The 14,819-nt window shown below is 44.0% G+C and carries 14 protein-coding genes; 9 read left to right on the plus strand and 5 right to left on the minus strand.

All coding sequences use genetic code 11. The features are described from left to right. Positions 1-69: 69 nt before the first annotated feature. The 4 genes from ACOOFG_RS10580 to ACOOFG_RS10595 all read left to right on the plus strand — a co-directional run bounded on the left by ACOOFG_RS10580 (position 70) and on the right by ACOOFG_RS10595 (position 4,068). Positions 70-771, plus strand: a complete 702-nt coding sequence (locus ACOOFG_RS10580; protein ID WP_420421438.1) for a pseudouridine synthase — start codon at positions 70-72, stop codon at positions 769-771. A gap of 46 nt (positions 772-817) precedes the next feature. After that, positions 818-1,489 (plus strand): TIGR00153 family protein, encoded by a 672-nt coding sequence (locus ACOOFG_RS10585; protein WP_420421439.1) that lies wholly within the window; start codon positions 818-820, stop codon positions 1,487-1,489. A gap of 2 nt (positions 1,490-1,491) precedes the next feature. Continuing rightward, positions 1,492-2,916 (plus strand): inorganic phosphate transporter, encoded by a 1,425-nt coding sequence (locus tag ACOOFG_RS10590; RefSeq protein WP_420421440.1) that lies wholly within the window; start codon positions 1,492-1,494, stop codon positions 2,914-2,916. Between the two features lie 114 nt (positions 2,917-3,030). Then, the gene (locus tag ACOOFG_RS10595; RefSeq protein ID WP_420421441.1) at positions 3,031-4,068 is read left to right on the plus strand and encodes a hypothetical protein; all 1,038 of its coding nucleotides are present in this window, start codon (positions 3,031-3,033) and stop codon (positions 4,066-4,068) included. Between the two features lie 22 nt (positions 4,069-4,090). On the opposite strand, the gene ACOOFG_RS10600 is transcribed toward ACOOFG_RS10595, so the two are convergent. Further along, positions 4,091-4,756, minus strand: coding sequence for a hypothetical protein (locus ACOOFG_RS10600; RefSeq protein ID WP_420421442.1), 666 nt, complete (start codon positions 4,754-4,756; stop codon positions 4,091-4,093). Positions 4,757-5,013: 257 nt separating this feature from the next. Here ACOOFG_RS10600 and ACOOFG_RS10605 point away from each other — a divergent pair, with 257 nt between their 5' ends. Together ACOOFG_RS10605 and ACOOFG_RS10610 are read left to right on the plus strand one after the other, a co-directional pair. Beyond that, positions 5,014-5,463 (plus strand): hypothetical protein, encoded by a 450-nt coding sequence (locus ACOOFG_RS10605; RefSeq protein ID WP_420421443.1) that lies wholly within the window; start codon positions 5,014-5,016, stop codon positions 5,461-5,463. Positions 5,464-5,597: 134 nt separating this feature from the next. Further along, on the plus strand, positions 5,598-8,171 hold the full coding sequence (locus ACOOFG_RS10610) for a glycogen/starch/alpha-glucan phosphorylase (protein ID WP_420421444.1): 2,574 nt from the start codon (positions 5,598-5,600) through the stop codon (positions 8,169-8,171). Positions 8,172-8,192: 21 nt separating this feature from the next. On the opposite strand, the gene ACOOFG_RS10615 is transcribed toward ACOOFG_RS10610, so the two are convergent. The 3 genes from ACOOFG_RS10615 to ACOOFG_RS10625 form a co-directional block, all read right to left on the minus strand. Then, positions 8,193-8,867 (minus strand): hypothetical protein, encoded by a 675-nt coding sequence (locus ACOOFG_RS10615; protein ID WP_420421445.1) that lies wholly within the window; start codon positions 8,865-8,867, stop codon positions 8,193-8,195. Beyond that, positions 8,864-9,076, minus strand: a complete 213-nt coding sequence (locus ACOOFG_RS10620; RefSeq protein ID WP_420421446.1) for a hypothetical protein — start codon at positions 9,074-9,076, stop codon at positions 8,864-8,866. Before ACOOFG_RS10620 ends, ACOOFG_RS10615 begins: the two co-directional genes overlap by 4 nt. Positions 9,077-9,380: 304 nt before the next feature. Further along, positions 9,381-10,112: a substrate-binding periplasmic protein gene (locus ACOOFG_RS10625; RefSeq protein WP_420421447.1), complete on the minus strand. Its 732-nt coding sequence runs from the start codon at positions 10,110-10,112 to the stop codon at positions 9,381-9,383. 128 nt (positions 10,113-10,240) lie between these two features. On the opposite strand from ACOOFG_RS10625, the gene ACOOFG_RS10630 reads away from it, so the two are divergent. After that, the gene (locus ACOOFG_RS10630; RefSeq protein WP_420421448.1) at positions 10,241-10,636 is read left to right on the plus strand and encodes a hypothetical protein; all 396 of its coding nucleotides are present in this window, start codon (positions 10,241-10,243) and stop codon (positions 10,634-10,636) included. 16 nt (positions 10,637-10,652) lie between these two features. Here ACOOFG_RS10630 and ACOOFG_RS10635 read toward each other — a convergent pair whose 3' ends face one another. Continuing rightward, positions 10,653-12,809: a heavy metal translocating P-type ATPase gene (locus ACOOFG_RS10635; RefSeq protein ID WP_420421449.1), complete on the minus strand. Its 2,157-nt coding sequence runs from the start codon at positions 12,807-12,809 to the stop codon at positions 10,653-10,655. Positions 12,810-12,863: 54 nt separating this feature from the next. Between ACOOFG_RS10635 and ACOOFG_RS10640 the strand changes: the two genes are divergently transcribed. Together ACOOFG_RS10640 and ACOOFG_RS10645 are read left to right on the plus strand one after the other, a co-directional pair. Next, positions 12,864-13,661 carry a M48 family metalloprotease gene (locus ACOOFG_RS10640; RefSeq protein WP_420421450.1) on the plus strand — a complete coding sequence of 266 codons (798 nt, stop codon included), beginning with the start codon at positions 12,864-12,866 and terminating at the stop codon, positions 13,659-13,661. A gap of 31 nt (positions 13,662-13,692) precedes the next feature. Further along, positions 13,693-14,760, plus strand: a complete 1,068-nt coding sequence (locus tag ACOOFG_RS10645) for a glycosyltransferase family 9 protein (RefSeq protein ID WP_420421451.1) — start codon at positions 13,693-13,695, stop codon at positions 14,758-14,760. Positions 14,761-14,819 lie beyond the last annotated feature (59 nt).

A 14,819-nucleotide genomic window follows, 5' to 3' on the forward strand; every position in this document is an offset into this window, starting at 1 on the left:
ATGATACCCCAAGTAGGATTTCCCTTCAAACTTGTGATTATCTCGAGAAAGATTTATTATAGATGCCCTATGGAAAGTAAACGTTTGAGTAAAGCTTTAGCTGCGGCAGGAGTCGCCTCGAGGCGAGCCTGTGAGGAGCTCATTTTTGCCGGTAAGGTGACGGTCAATGGAGAGGTCATCAAAGTCCCCCAAACCCTGGTGAACTGGGATAAAGACCGCATTTGCGTCGATGGCAGGCTGGTCCGCGCAGAAGAAAAAAAAGTTTACTACATTCTCAATAAGCCGAAAGGATACATCTGCTCAAACAAGCGCGAAGGAACCAAGCGACTTGTGGTTGACCTTTTCGCAGAAGAAAAAAATCGGCTGTTCACCATTGGACGTCTAGATCGGGATACGACAGGTCTTTTAATCGTGACAAACGACGGCCACTTTGCCCAAAAAGTGATTCACCCCTCACGCAATATTGTAAAAGAATATTTGGTCAAAACTCGTGAAGACATCACTCACGAAATGCTGACCAAAATTTCTAAAGGAACGCTCATTGAAGGTGTGTGGATCAAACCTTACAAAGTGCAAAAAATGCGCAAAGGGACTTTGAAGGTGGTGGTCAAGGAAGGAAAAAAACGGGAAGTGCGCCTCTCAGTTCAAAACGCAGGCCTTGAAATTCTTTCACTCTCGCGTATCCGGATTGGAGAGCTACGGCTCGGCAACCTTCCTGAAGGAAAATGGCGCGAGATGACCGAATCTGAAAAAGCTTCACTTTTCAATTAAGTGTTACATCGGTACAATGGGTCTATAAACAACTTGAGAAATGCTCATGTTGACGACAATTGCTCGTCTTTTTGGAAAGTCTCCTTTCTTCCCTTTGCAGTCTCACATGAAAAAGGTGAGTTTGTGCATCAAAAAGCTTACGGAAATTTTCGACAAACTTCCGTCGAGTCAACCTGAAGAAATCGAAAAGCTCGTCAAAGACTTATCCAAACTAGAACATGAAGCCGATCTCACCAAAAATGACATTCGAAACCATTTACCAAAAAGTCTCTTTCTTCCGATCGACCGAGGACAATTCCTAGAAATTCTTTCGATTCAAGATGGGATTTCAGATCAAGCAGAAGACATCGGTAACTTGCTAGTTTTGCATCCCCTCGAGCCCGAGCTCTATGAAAACCTGCACGCCCTTTATAAAAAAAACATCGAGGCTTTCTGGGACACACGTGCCATCATGAAAGAATTGAATGAACTTGTCGAATCTTCGTTTGGAGGCATGGAAGCTGAAAAGGTGAAAACGTTCATCGAAAGAACCTCTTATATCGAATACGAAGCAGACAAGATGATGCACAAATTGATGAAAGAGTTTTTTGCACGAAGTGAAAAGGTTTCGACTCCTGTCTTCTACCTTTATATTCGTCTCATCGAAGAGATCAACCAGATCTCCCATATTTCTGAAAAACTCGCAAATAGAATCCGTATGATACTGGAATTAAAATAGCCATGGCCCTTGACCAAATTCTGATGCTTTTAATTCTCTTAGCTGGGTTTTATATGGCCTGGAATATCGGTGCCAACGATGTGTCCAATGCGATGGGCACTTCCGTCGGTTCCGGAGCGCTCACCCTATTCAAAGCGGTGATCATTGCAGGTGTTCTAGAATTTTGCGGCGCCTTTTTCCTTGGAGGAAATGTTTCTAAAACGATGCAGCAAGGGCTGGTGAACCCTGACTTCTTCGCTGAGGATCCAAGGATCCTCCTTTTTGGGATGCTTTCCGCCTTGATCTCAACAGCGCTTTGGCTTCAAGTCGCCTCTTACTTTGGTTGGCCTGTGTCCACTACACACGCGATTGTCGGTGCTCTACTTGGTTTCGGCGCGCTCATTGGTGGAGTCCACGCGGTCCACTGGGGTGAAGTGGGTAAAATTGCAGCAAGTTGGGTGATCTCCCCGGCTCTTAGCGCCCTCTTTGCCTTCTTGATCTTCAGTATTCTGCAACGGCAAGTGCTGTTTGCCATGAACCCCATACACGCGTCGCGTCGCCTGATTCCCGTGCTCACGTTCATCGTGATGATTGTCTTTACACTGAGCGTCCTGATGAACGGGCTTGGCAATTTTCATCTCGAGCTCACCCAGATTCAAACGCTTTTAATTGCCATTGCTGTGGGGATCGTAGGTGGCCTCATCAGCATGCTTTTACTCAAACTCAACGCTGCCCCAAAACAGCAACTGGAAACAGCTTCTCCCAACCTGTCGCAACAAGTCTTTAGCCTGAATAAAGCGATGCGTCATTTGCGCCGAGTCCAGCTCACTTCTAAAGGTGAAGCGCGAGAAAATGTCACCCGCCTCCTTCGAGATGTAGAAAAGCATGCAGAAGATGTCCGTCATCAAACCAACTTCTATGAAAAAGGATCCGATTTTCAAATTGTTGAAAAGATGTTTGCCTCACTGCAAATTCTCAGCGCATGCTATGTCGCCTTTGCCCATGGCGCGAACGACGTCGCCAACGCAATTGGCCCGGTTGCAGCTGCCATTGACATTCTCTGTCATGGACACCTCTCCTTACATTCTGTCGTTCCACCTTGGCTTCTTGCTATGGGTGGCGCTGGGATTGTCGTTGGATTGGCTACATGGGGCTGGCGTGTCATGGAAACCATTGGGCGTAAAATCACCGAATTGACCCCCACTAGAGGTTTTAGTGCAGAGTTTGGCGCAGCGATCACCATCCTCCTTGCCTCAAAACTTGGACTCCCCATTTCTACAACTCACTGTATTGTCGGAGCCGTACTTGGAGTCGGCCTGGCGCGCGGGATTTCAGCTCTTAATTTGCGTGTTTTACGTGATATCGTTCTTTCTTGGGTCATCACCATCCCCTCAAGCGCCATTGTATGCATCCTCCTGTTCTATTTGATCAAAGCTATTTTTATCTAAGCTCTTAAAATTAAACTGATTACAAAATACATTAAAAAATGTTTATATTAATTTTAAATAAATAATTTTAATATGTTATAATAGATGCAGGCAAACAAATTAGAAGGGGGAAAAATGCCTGGCATTTCTGCTATTCATTCAACAAAATCAACCTTTCAGTATCGAGAACACCCTAGACACAAAGGAGCAACACTAGTCGTAGAACGAGCACTCGATGAATCCTTGAAAAGAAGTCCAGACCCTATAGATAGGGCCCGTTTCTTTGATACTCGCTCGATGACAATTCAAACAAAAGAAGATGAAAAACTATCAACGATCTATGTTTCTGGTCCTGGTAGAAAGGAACGTCTCACAGTATTACGAGATGGATCCTTTCCTCCAACAATCAAAGATCATGGTGTGCTTACAATGGACGGTACTTTAAAACCTGCAAACATGTATCTGCTAGAAGCACTCTCTCAAAGTGAGGTCCTACCACAAGAAGCTGAATACTCCATGGGTGTGATTAGACAATATGATGACCCAGCCAAAAATCAAATAGCAAAAGACCAAATTCAACGCATTTTATCCGAAGCTCTGTCTCAAGCTCCTGTACCAGAAAAAATCTCAGCACGCCTTCTCACAAATGATGGTCATTGGCAACTTGTTGAAATTGATCTAACAGAAGGGCTAGCAAACCCAAGGCTTACCATTATCAACTCGACAAACATGACCCGTTCTTTAGATATTCCATCTATTCAAGAGAGTTACTATCAAATTATCGGACAAACAATTAGTGAAAGCTTAGTTGAAGCTGGAGGCGCCCCCGTTTCAAAAGAAAAGATTCGCTATCTACAAGGCCTTCAGTATGGCAATATGGGATGTGGCATCGCAGCAGATTTAAACTTCAAAAAAGTTCGCAGTGGTGAGATCTCTGACGCACATATTTTTAAAAAGGAAGATATCGTCAGCGAAGAAATTGAAGAAACCTTAATCTTAGGCGAAGGAGATGTTCATACATTCCGGACGACAAGAATTGACACTACGGCTAGCATAGACCGCTCAGTGAGGATCACCCGGTTTGACGAAACGCTTAGAAGAGTCGATCTATTCAACATACTTTCTGAAAAATCCGAACTGAAGAAAGAATTGCTTGGTGCTATTAGAAGCTAATTAAAAGTAAAAAGATAAGAATTTATACTTTCTTATCAACCAAGTTGGACTCCATGACTCCTTCTTCGACTTCAGGAATGAGCTCGGGGCAGCTTTTAAAGAAGTTCTCTGCACAAGACCTCACCTCTTGACTCACTCTCGGAGCTTCTTTCATATTACAATGAGTACCCGTGCTTAATATTTTAGAAAATAGAGTAGGCATTTCATCTATAGATTTATTTCCACCCAGCCCAGATTTTTTTTTGCGGTTTTCTCTAGAGACACGCGTTAGACTGGGAGAAAATCGAATACCCTGACTGCAACCACCAGTGGTTTTTAGAATCTTGCCGCTCGCTTCCCGTTCTGCAAAATCACCCTCCTGTCGAGGGGAAAATGCGAAGCCAAACAAACAAGATTGCGTCATTTCAAGAAAGTCTTCCCCGGCTTTCTTTATGGCATTTAAGACAGCATCTGTCTGCTCAAATTTCAAACTTATGACATGAATCTTGCATGTCGTGTGCATTCGGATATGAAGAGTTTCCTCTTTTTCAAGCCAAGCAGTGCGAAGGTTCCAGACTTCTTCTTTGTACAAAAAGTTCAGTCCATTCGAAAGCTGTTGAGAAGTGTAGCCAGATTCCTCATAAGCTGTGACATCTGCAGGAATTAAATATTTGGATATATCGACTGTTCCGACAGAATTTGATGACATAAACCCTCCAAAATTTTATGCAACCGCGATGCATAATACCAATAAAAAAAATTTTAATAAACAGCTTTCCTATCATGCTTGACTCAGCTCACATTCGAGTAAGAACATGTAAGAAAAAGATTAATATAAATTTAAGCTAAATAGCTGTATTTAACTTTTGATATATAATTAAAAAGAAGATTTCGTTTTAATTATATACCAAAGAACATATAATTACCTCCTATTAACCACTACACGGAGGCAATGAAATGGAAATTATGGCAACTAGCGAAGAAGGTCACGTTGGATGTTACGGACCTTGCCAAGACGACTTGTTAAAAGAAGTGGCAGAAAACGAGCTTCTTCCTGAAAACTTCCAAGTTTACGTGAGAGGAAACACAGTTATTAACCACCCAGCTCGTGGTTTTAAAGCGAAAACTCTTCCAACTTTTAACCACCACAAGGGTGAGCAAGGGGGCTATGTCGCTCTTTACTCTCGCCAAAAAGAAGGAAGCATTTACTCTGTTGGCGGAGGAATCCACGTGATGGGTCAAGTCCGTATCTCTGGACATTACGAAGGACGCATCTTTCTTCCTGATGGGTATGAGCTAGGTGATGACATCACTAGAGATGAAAAAATCTTAGAGATCTGCAAACAGTACTTCCCTGACCTAGAAGACTTCTGGGTTGGTGGAGATACTGGAGGTTGGTACGGTATCCAACCTTAATACAAAAAACCCGAGGAGTTTTCCTCGGGTTTTTTTATAGATTCCAACGTTTCTTATAGTTCCTTCTCTGATGAATTGAAAACGATTCCATATATTCTTTTTGAATAATTTCGACGTGTGCTAGAAATGAAAATATGGACTCAATGGAATTTCAAGCTCAGACTTTTGCTCAGAAGGTGCGTCACTACTTGATCACAACGATGGGGCGTACAGCTGATGAAGCAAACCTTGAAGAATTCTATCGCGCATTTTGTACGTCGCTTCGTGAAGAAATCATGATCAACTGGACTGCGACGATGCACACGTTTATCAAGCAAAAGTCGCGGATGCTCTACTATCTTTCAATGGAATACATGCCAGGGCGACTTTTTGGAAATAACATCACGAATGTCAGCGCTGTTGATCTCATCAAACGGGTCTTACAGATTTTAGGAAGAGATTTTTCGACCTTAATCAGTATGGAGCCCGATATCGGGATTGGAAATGGAGGGCTTGGCCGCTTAGCTTCTTGTTTTATGGATTCCTTAGCGACACTACAATACCCTGCATTTGGTTATGGCATGCGTTACCATTATGGAATCTTTGAGCAAGAGCTCTTATGTGGTGTGCAAGTTGAACGGCCCGACTGCTGGCTACTGAATCAAAATCCCTGGGAATTCCGCCGTGACACCCATGCCGTCAATGTCCGTTTTGGAGGCAATCCCATTCAGCGAAAAAACTCTCACGGGGAAACGGTTTATGATCTTCTTGACCCTGATGAAGTGCGCGCTCTCCCCTACGATTTGCCCATCATTGGCTACAGCCACGATCCTAACTTTTCAGTATTAACCCTCCGCCTTTGGTCAACAAAAGAATCACCTCGCAACTTTCAGTTGCAAAGATATAACGCAGGAGAGCTTGGGCAAGCGAGTGAAAACACCTCTCTGACAGATGTCCTCTATCCAAACGACAACCATGAAGCAGGGAAACGGATCCGACTCAAGCAAGAGTTTCTCCTTGTCTCGGCTTCTCTTCAAGACATCATTCGTCATTACCGCGAAAAACACGACACATTTAAAGAGTTCCCAGACAAAGTGCGCATTCAGATCAATGACACGCATCCAGCCCTCGTGATTCCCGAACTCATGCGCATTTTGACAAAAGATAACGATCTTTCGTTTAACCATGCGTGGGACATCACCCGCACTTGTTGTGGCTACACCAATCACACGGTTCTAAAAGAAGCTTTGGAAGAGTGGAATGCAGAGCGGATGAGCGAACTTCTTCCTCGGCAATTTCGCTTAATTGAAAAACTCAATGAACAATTTTGTAGCGAAATCCGAAAAAAATTTCCAGAAGACGAAGACCGTGTGCGACAAATGTCGATTGTCGAAGGGGGACAAGTGCGTATGGCCAACCTTGCCATCTATGGCAGCCATAAAGTCAATGGCGTTGCAAGACTCCACACGGAAATTTTAAAAAGCTCACTTTTTAAAAACTTTTACGAATTTGACACGGATAAGTTTGTTAACGTGACAAATGGTGTCACTCAACGACGTTGGCTTCTTTACTGTAATCCCAAGCTGGCACAATTTGTAGAAGAAAGGATTGGCAACGGATGGATCACCGACTTTTCACAGTTTCGCAAGATCGCTAACTTTGCTTCAGATCCCGAATCGCAACAAGAGTTTTTACGTATCAAAAAAGAAAACAAACTCCGTTTTCTCGACATGATTCGGAAGGACATGCAGGAGCGCCATGGAACAACCGAAGAGTTTATGCAACACCATATTCTCGGTCCGGAAGCCATCTATGACGTTCAGATCAAACGGATTCATGAGTACAAACGGCAACTTATGAAGGCTTTGCATCTCTTGATGCTTTACCATGAAGTGAAAGACAATCCGCAAACACACCGCGTCAAACGGTTTGCCATTTTTGGTGGCAAGGCTGCGCCTGGCTACAAAGTGGCCAAAAACATCATTCGATTCATTTACTGTCTGGCACGTAAAATCAACCATGATCCTGCCATTGCCCACCAGATGAAAATCTTTTACGTGGAAAACTACAATGTTTCAAAAGCAGAAGTGATCATTCCAGCAGCAGATCTTTCCGAACAAATTTCAACCGCAGGAATGGAAGCTTCCGGAACAGGCAACATGAAGTTTTCGATTAACGGTGCTCTCACCGTCTGCACAGATGATGGAGCAAACGTTGAAATGCGCGAAAGTGTTACCGATGAGTGGTGGCCCTTCTTATTTGGGGCAAGTTCTGATGAAAATCTCGAGATGAAACAAAAGCACAATTATAACCCTCTTGATATCTACGCATCTAACCAACCTATTAAACGAGCGATTGACGCACTGATCGATGGATCACTCACAGAAAACGATGCTGAAGTCGAAGCCTTGAGCAGCGTCCATCAAAGCCTGTTAGAAGGTCCTCCAGGTATCATCGCTGACCGCTTCTTTGTCTTGAATGATCTCATGTCGTACTACGAAACACAAAAGAAAGTCGAAGAGCTTTACACCAACTCCTCAAAATGGGCCGAATATGCCATCCACAACATGGCAGGCATGGCTCCATTTTCAGCCGATGTGTCAATCGATAACTACGCAAAAAAAATCTGGGGCATCGAACACTGTCCTCCAGATCCGGATGAACTTCACCGCGTTCGAGAAGAGTACAGCGAGCACGATCGCTGCCGCGTCATTCCGAATGACCAGTGATCCCAATTAGATTAGCTCTATCTACCACCAGTTCCCATGATCTGGATAATCATTATCCCATCGATCAATGTCATTGTTTGGTTCATAAGCGTGATCGCTAAAATTTAAGGCTGGTTCTGGATCAATTTGACGAGGTTTGCTTCTGCTTTGACAGTAATCATAAGCTCGTTTGCTGGCATCAGCTATCATACCTCCTCCAACAATTTGCGAAACACCGCTAGGAATAATGCAAAGCAAAGCACCTCCGAGCCCTTCCATAAATGCAATGGCGAGTTCTGGAGGCAAATCGATTTCAGGATCAGGAGAGCCTCTATAGTTAAAAGAGTGAGCCTCTACATGAATTCCAGAATCTTCACAAAATTTTGTGATGGCTTTGAAAAGCATGCGAAATTCTTCTTTTTTCGCTTCTGGAAAGTCCATGCGATGAAGATGGGCTTTAAAGCAATCATAAGCTTCTCGCCATGAAGGCTTATAACCAAAATGCTCTTCAAGTTTTACACGAAAGAGCTCTCCAAATTCGATAATATGTTTTACCTTAGACACATAGTTTGGGCGTTCAAAAAAACCATAAACCGCTTCAGTATTTTCGTCTTCAATCAGTTGCATCAAATAGTCGATGTTGTACTGACGCGCATATGTCTCTGAACTAAAATAACAAAGCAAACAGGCAACGATAATGAAATAGAACTTTCTCATTTGAAACCAAAAAAATATGCATAGGTTAAAAAGGCGCAACCTGACATGTAAAGCCATACTTTCACACGTTGGTTCTTTTTCCATGCTTGAATCAATTCCCGTAATCCCCTGGGGAAGAAAAAACCAAAGATTGCACTTAAAACGATTGCTTTAGAAAGCTGTATTCCAAGAATAATCAGTTCTCTTGATAGAGTGGTACCTTGTTCCACTTGATCCCTCGCAAAAAAGAATATTAATTTCGGGCAAAGTCTAAGAAATAAAATTGATAATTGTCAACTTCAACCACGCCACATCTAATGACTAACTTCCATAGAATAATCCCTAGCCTCCTTTGTCTTTAACATATTACGAGGAGGGCATCGATAATTTTCCTTGATGGGAAAGCTCCTAGATTTTTTTAGCTAGCAAAGTGCGGAGATCGATGGCAACCCCGCAGTGGGTTGTTGAGATCGAGCACGCTGCTAGGTGGAAAAAGATGGAGCAAGACCAGCAAGGAAAATTGCCGATGCCCTCCTAATCTAAATCCCATTTTTTGAGGAGTATTTCGTACTTGCCACTAGAGCGGACCTTTCCAAGGCCACGGTTGAAGGCTTCGATGAGTTCCGGGTGCTCCTCATGGACTGTGAGGAGGCGGAGCCCTGCTTCATTGAGTGGAGGTGTGGCAATTTTGAGTTTTCCTTCGTAGAGATCTTCGACAAAGGCAGTTGCCGGAATGTATCCCACAACAACACCATCGACATAATCACCGACAAGAGCATTTAAAGCATTGGGGATTTGGTTGTAATAGCGGACAATCGCTTTAGGATAAAGACGAATGAAGAGCGCTTCTTGTTCTTGATTTCTCACAGCGATTTCTTTTCCCTCCATTGCACCGCTCACATTGAGCATCGAATCCCCTTTGATCAAAAGGACAGGACCCGTATTTAAGTAGAGTTCGGAAAAGTCATACTTCCTAAGTTCAAAGACATAAGGATAAACCGATGAAAGAATGGCATCACATTTACCTTCTTCAAGGCCCATCGTTAAATTATCCCAGTTCAAATTAAGCCGATCAAAGTTAATTCCCTCATGGCGAGAGATCTCCAAGAGAAGCTCATTAGAAAAAGCAAAAACATTGGGTTCTTTTCCCGCTAAATTTAACGGGAACCAAGTCGGGTCGACTCCAACTGTGTAAGTCTTTCCTTTTGAACCACAACCAACAAGGGTTAGCGATAAAACAATGACCAAAAAGAATCGGTATACCATACAACTTATCTTAGGTGAGTTGGGATATCATTGAAATAAAAAAAATTTTTTTAAAAGATGCAAAGTAGGGGGAAGCATTGGTTAGGAATGCTTGCTTACTTATGAAAAATGGATACTGGAGGAGAAAGATGAAACGGTTCATCTTTACGATTTTGGGTCTGCTCATGACAAGCGTTTCATGGGCTTTAGCCCCTTCAACTCTTAGCTTTGTGGCATGTGAAAAGACCTACATCAATCCGGAAGAAGTTCTTTTGGATCAAGCCACGATTCACGTTCAGACAGAAAATGTGACAGGGGTCACGTCAGCCCTCTATTCAGATGGACAAGGGCTGTATTACAAGGACATCCAACTCGATGAAACTCTTTGCCTCGATGATTTTTTCGATGAGGATTTTTTTGGTTTCTATTCCGATGAACCTTCGGAGCTTTTTAATGATAAGCCTGTTGTCACGACGACCGAGCCCACGCAGCAAAAGCCGTCTAGACGTTCGACGGGTTGGCCCTATTGCGATAAATGCCACTAGTTAGAGTCGTCACTATTTAACGTTTGAGAAGCCTTAAGCCGTTAAATACCACGAGTAGCGAAGCACCGGCATCGGCAGCAATGGCCATCCAGAGGGTGGCCATCCCTACGATTGCAAGCGAAAGGAAAATGATTTTCACCGCGAGAGAAAAGGTAATATTTTGCTGGATCACATATAAAACGCGCCGCGAATGACGAATCAGCCATGGCACCTTCGATAAATCGTCGGACATGAGTGCAATATCTGCAGTTTCAATCGCTGCATCTGTTCCCATTGCCCCCATCGCAATTCCAAAGTTTGCTGCCGCCATCGCCGGAGCATCATTGACTCCGTCTCCGATCATCGCAATGATGTGTCCTCCTACCTTCAGTTTTTCGACTGCTGCAACTTTATCTTCAGGCAGCAATTCCGATTGAACCGAATCGACTCCACTCAACTTAGCAATGGCAGTTGCTGCAGGAGCGTTATCTCCTGTAAGCATCGCGACATGCTTAACCCCTGCATCTCGAATGTCTTCCACAATGGATTGGATCCCTGCACGAGGTTCATCTGCAACACTGATGAGCCCACACACATGTCTATCGTTTCCAATCGCAATGATCGAATGTCCGGCATCTTCTAGTTCCAAAGCCATTTGATGGATTTCTTCTGTTTCCTGCTTCATTTCGTGCATGAAGCGGTGGCTTCCAATCCAGTAACGGGTCCCATTATAAGTCCCCTGCGCTCCTTTTCCCTTGATGATTTGAAAGTCGGTCGCCCGCTCAACGGGAATGTTTCTCTCTTCAGCAAGTTTGAGAATCGCTCGAGCAAGAGGGTGTTCACTCGGTGCCTCCAACGCAGCTGCGCGCATTAGCAACTCCTCTTCGGTATGATTGTTGAGAGGAATGATCTTTTGCACTTCGGGACGGCCATACGTCAAGGTTCCAGTCTTATCCACTGCAAGCACATCGAGTTTGCACGGTGCCTCTAAATACATGCCTCCCTTAATCAGCACTCCATTGCGCGCCGAAGAGGTCAATCCCGAGACGATACTGACCGGTGTTGAAATCACCAAAGCACAAGGGCAAGCAATCACCAAAATGACAAGGGCACGATAAAACCAAGTTTCCCATGAAAGGCCAAAAAAGAGCGGAGGAATGAGCGCGATGGCAATCGCTAAAACAATCATGATCGGGGTATAAACGCGGGCAAATTTCTCGACCCACTGCTCAGAACTCGCGCGTCTGGATTGCGCTTCTTCAACTAAATGGATGATCCGAGCCAGGGTCGTGTCATCTGCCTTTTTTGTCGTGACACACTCAATGGCTCCCTCTTCATTGATCGTCCTCGCAAAAATTTCATCACCTTCTTCTTTTACAACTGGAATCGACTCGCCTGTGATGGGCGCTTGATTGATTGAAGTACTTCCTTTTTCAACCGTGGCATCTAATGGAACTTTTTCTCCAGGGCGGATCAAGATGCGCGTGCCAACTTTAACTTCTTCAACTCGCACCTCCTTAAAACCGGTATCTGTGATGATTCTGGCTTGAGTTGGAGAAAGGTCCATCAAAGCTTCAACTGCGCGTCTAGCTCGTCCCACACTCCAATGTTCCAAAAGAAGTGCAACAGAAAAGAGAAAGGCTACAGTTGCTCCTTCAAACCATTGTCCTATTCCAATCGCACCACACATAGCAATCTCCATGAGCAAGTTCATGTCTGGCTGCATCCGCTTAATCGCAAGGAAAGCTTTTGGAACAAAATAAAAAGCTCCGAAGACCATTGAAATCAGGTAAAAAATAATCACCAAAATCGGTAGGCGGTGCGCGGCATCATCGACTTCTCCCAGAATATCTAGCACATTTGGATGAAAGAAAATGTGAAGAGAAAAACCCAATACCAAAAACAAACCGCTGAGGGTGGCCATGATGAGGCGTCCGTGTTTCGCCCAAAAACTCGCCTTTTCGCCCTTACGCCTTTCTTCCCACACTGAAGCTTGCATTCCCGCTCCTTTGACCCAATCAATTACATGTTGCGCGGTCACATGTCCAGGGTCAAACGTCACAGTCATCTTCGCGTTCAAGACATCAAAAGCAAGATCCTTTACCCCCTCACGAGACTCAACGGCTTTTCTCAGGATTTTGATTTCTTCGACGCAGTCCAGTCCAACGACATGAAAACTTAATTTCTTTTCCATAATTTTAGTTTGACACACTTTGCGATAAAAAGGAAAAGCCCTTATGCTTCCTCTATGGTTTCACGAGTCGAAGCACAATATCAGCAAGCCGAGCAGTTTCGCTCGGCCAATTCGTCTAGAAAGTTTACACAAGCTTTCCAGCATCACATGTTGGGAAAAGCCCCCCACAGGATTCCCGAGCTGATGGCCGTGATAGTCAACAGACTGCTTCCCCCACTCGCACATTACCTCGCGAATTTAGCTTCTAACATGATCGAATTTCAAGTCATTACAGAAGATGACTCGAAGTGGAAAGAGCTCACACTTATGACAGAAAAATTAAGGCTCAAGGCTGGGCTCAAAGAAAAGATTACCCCCTGCTACTGCCCTACCGATTCGTCGCTTATAACCTCTTTTGATCACGCAATTGTTTTGAGTGAGTATCTGTTAACATGTCCCGTGCATGAAAAAGAATTTCTCATCATGCATGAAATCCAGCACATTCACCTCTCACACCTGACCATTCGATTAGGACTCAGCTACTTTTTTGCCGCTCTTGATTTAATCCTTCTCTACTACTGTCCATTAGCGATTCTCTGCGTGGAATCAGCAGCGTTTTTTATTGAAAATGCTGTCTACCAGTCTCAAGAATATCAAGCGGATTTTGAAGCCATCAAGGCCTTGGGCTCCAACCGTGGTGCCATCGAAGCATTTAGGAAGAAAATGGACAGCATCTACCCCTTACCTGCCACTTTCCTGACTGGAGACCTACGACATGAAGCTAAAAAAATCCAGGAGTGGGCTTGTAATTACTCTGAACCCGACCACCCAAGTGTCACCAATCGTCTCCATGCAGCCCTCAAAATTCCTTGATCTTCCAAGGAAAATGTCAGAAAATAGCAGCATGTCTTGGAAAAACACCCTCCTTATCGGAATTTCTAAACTTTTCTCAGCTTCAAAAAATGAGGTGAATGATCCTGAGTGCCCACGCATTCTCATTGTTTCTACGACAGGACTAGGCGATAGCCTTTGGGGAACACCAGCGGTACGCGCACTCAAAAAACGTTTTCCAAAATCTTACATGGCCCTTCTGACAAGCCCGATTGGCTCAGCCCTCTATCAGAACAATCCCTACTTAGATGAGATCTTTACCCTAAAAAACCCCGCGCTTCCATCATGTCAAAAGCTCCTCTCTCCACTGAAAAAGAAAGCCTTTGACACCGCGCTCATTTTCCACCTTTCTCAACGGCCGGTACTCCCATTTGTGACTCTTTGCAAGCCAAGTCAAATCATTGGAACAGCAGGAATCAATAAGGGACTCGATAAACTCTTGACCTCTCCACTTAAACCCTCCTATCAACACGAAATCGAAAGACGCCTCAAAATCGCCGAAGCCATCGGAGCTCCCCCAAATGGAAATGAGATGGAAATCTTTCTCACTCCTGATGAGCAAAGAACCATTGAAGATTTTTTAAAAACCGCCTCCTTCCCAGTCGGAATCCACCCAGGTGCAAAAGACCGCTACAAACAATGGTCGCCAACCCATTTTGCAAACCTTGGTAAACGACTTCAACAAGAATACGGAGCCCAAGTTTTTGTAACGGGGAGTCAGGAAGAAATCCCCCTTGCTCAGAACGTCGCAGATCAGATTCTCGGCGCCATCTCGGTCGCAGGAAAGTTTTCAGTAAGGCTAACAGCAGCCTTGATTCAAAAGTTCAAAATTTTCTTAGCAAATGACACGGGACCCATGCACCTGGCTTTTGCCGTTAAAACCCCCACCTTTTCCCTTTTTGCCCCAACGGATGCCAATCTTTGTGGTCCTTATGAAATCGATCACGCAAGATACATTCAAAAAAAGCCTACCTGCTTTCCTTGTATCGGAAAAAAGTGCCAAGTTCCTTTTTGTTTAGAACAAATTGCGGAGTTAGAAGCATGGGAGAAGATTAAAGAATTAATTCGCGTTTATAATTAATTCCCACTTCAGTTAAAATACTTTTGGTAATAAACGTACCAATATAAAAAGGGTGGAAA

Source organism: Simkania sp. (assembly GCF_965215465.1).
In the GTDB taxonomy this organism is placed as follows: Bacteria; Chlamydiota; Chlamydiia; order Chlamydiales; family Simkaniaceae; genus Simkania.

Bases quoted from the DNA above. Each gene is read 5' to 3' on its own strand.
- ACOOFG_RS10580 (WP_420421438.1), top strand. From the start codon at position 70: ATGGAAAGTAAACGTTTGAGTAAAGCTTTAGCTGCGGCAGGAGTCGCC.
- ACOOFG_RS10585 (WP_420421439.1), top strand. From the start codon at position 818: ATGTTGACGACAATTGCTCGTCTTTTTGGAAAGTCTCCTTTCTTCCCT.
- ACOOFG_RS10590 (WP_420421440.1), top strand. From the start codon at position 1,492: ATGGCCCTTGACCAAATTCTGATGCTTTTAATTCTCTTAGCTGGGTTT.
- ACOOFG_RS10595 (WP_420421441.1), top strand. From the start codon at position 3,031: ATGCCTGGCATTTCTGCTATTCATTCAACAAAATCAACCTTTCAGTAT.
- ACOOFG_RS10600 (WP_420421442.1), bottom strand. From the start codon at position 4,756: ATGTCATCAAATTCTGTCGGAACAGTCGATATATCCAAATATTTAATT.
- ACOOFG_RS10605 (WP_420421443.1), top strand. From the start codon at position 5,014: ATGGCAACTAGCGAAGAAGGTCACGTTGGATGTTACGGACCTTGCCAA.
- ACOOFG_RS10610 (WP_420421444.1), top strand. From the start codon at position 5,598: ATGGACTCAATGGAATTTCAAGCTCAGACTTTTGCTCAGAAGGTGCGT.
- ACOOFG_RS10615 (WP_420421445.1), bottom strand. From the start codon at position 8,867: ATGAGAAAGTTCTATTTCATTATCGTTGCCTGTTTGCTTTGTTATTTT.
- ACOOFG_RS10625 (WP_420421447.1), bottom strand. From the start codon at position 10,112: ATGGTATACCGATTCTTTTTGGTCATTGTTTTATCGCTAACCCTTGTT.
- ACOOFG_RS10630 (WP_420421448.1), top strand. From the start codon at position 10,241: ATGAAACGGTTCATCTTTACGATTTTGGGTCTGCTCATGACAAGCGTT.
- ACOOFG_RS10635 (WP_420421449.1), bottom strand. From the start codon at position 12,809: ATGGAAAAGAAATTAAGTTTTCATGTCGTTGGACTGGACTGCGTCGAA.
- ACOOFG_RS10640 (WP_420421450.1), top strand. From the start codon at position 12,864: ATGGTTTCACGAGTCGAAGCACAATATCAGCAAGCCGAGCAGTTTCGC.
- ACOOFG_RS10645 (WP_420421451.1), top strand. From the start codon at position 13,693: ATGTCTTGGAAAAACACCCTCCTTATCGGAATTTCTAAACTTTTCTCA.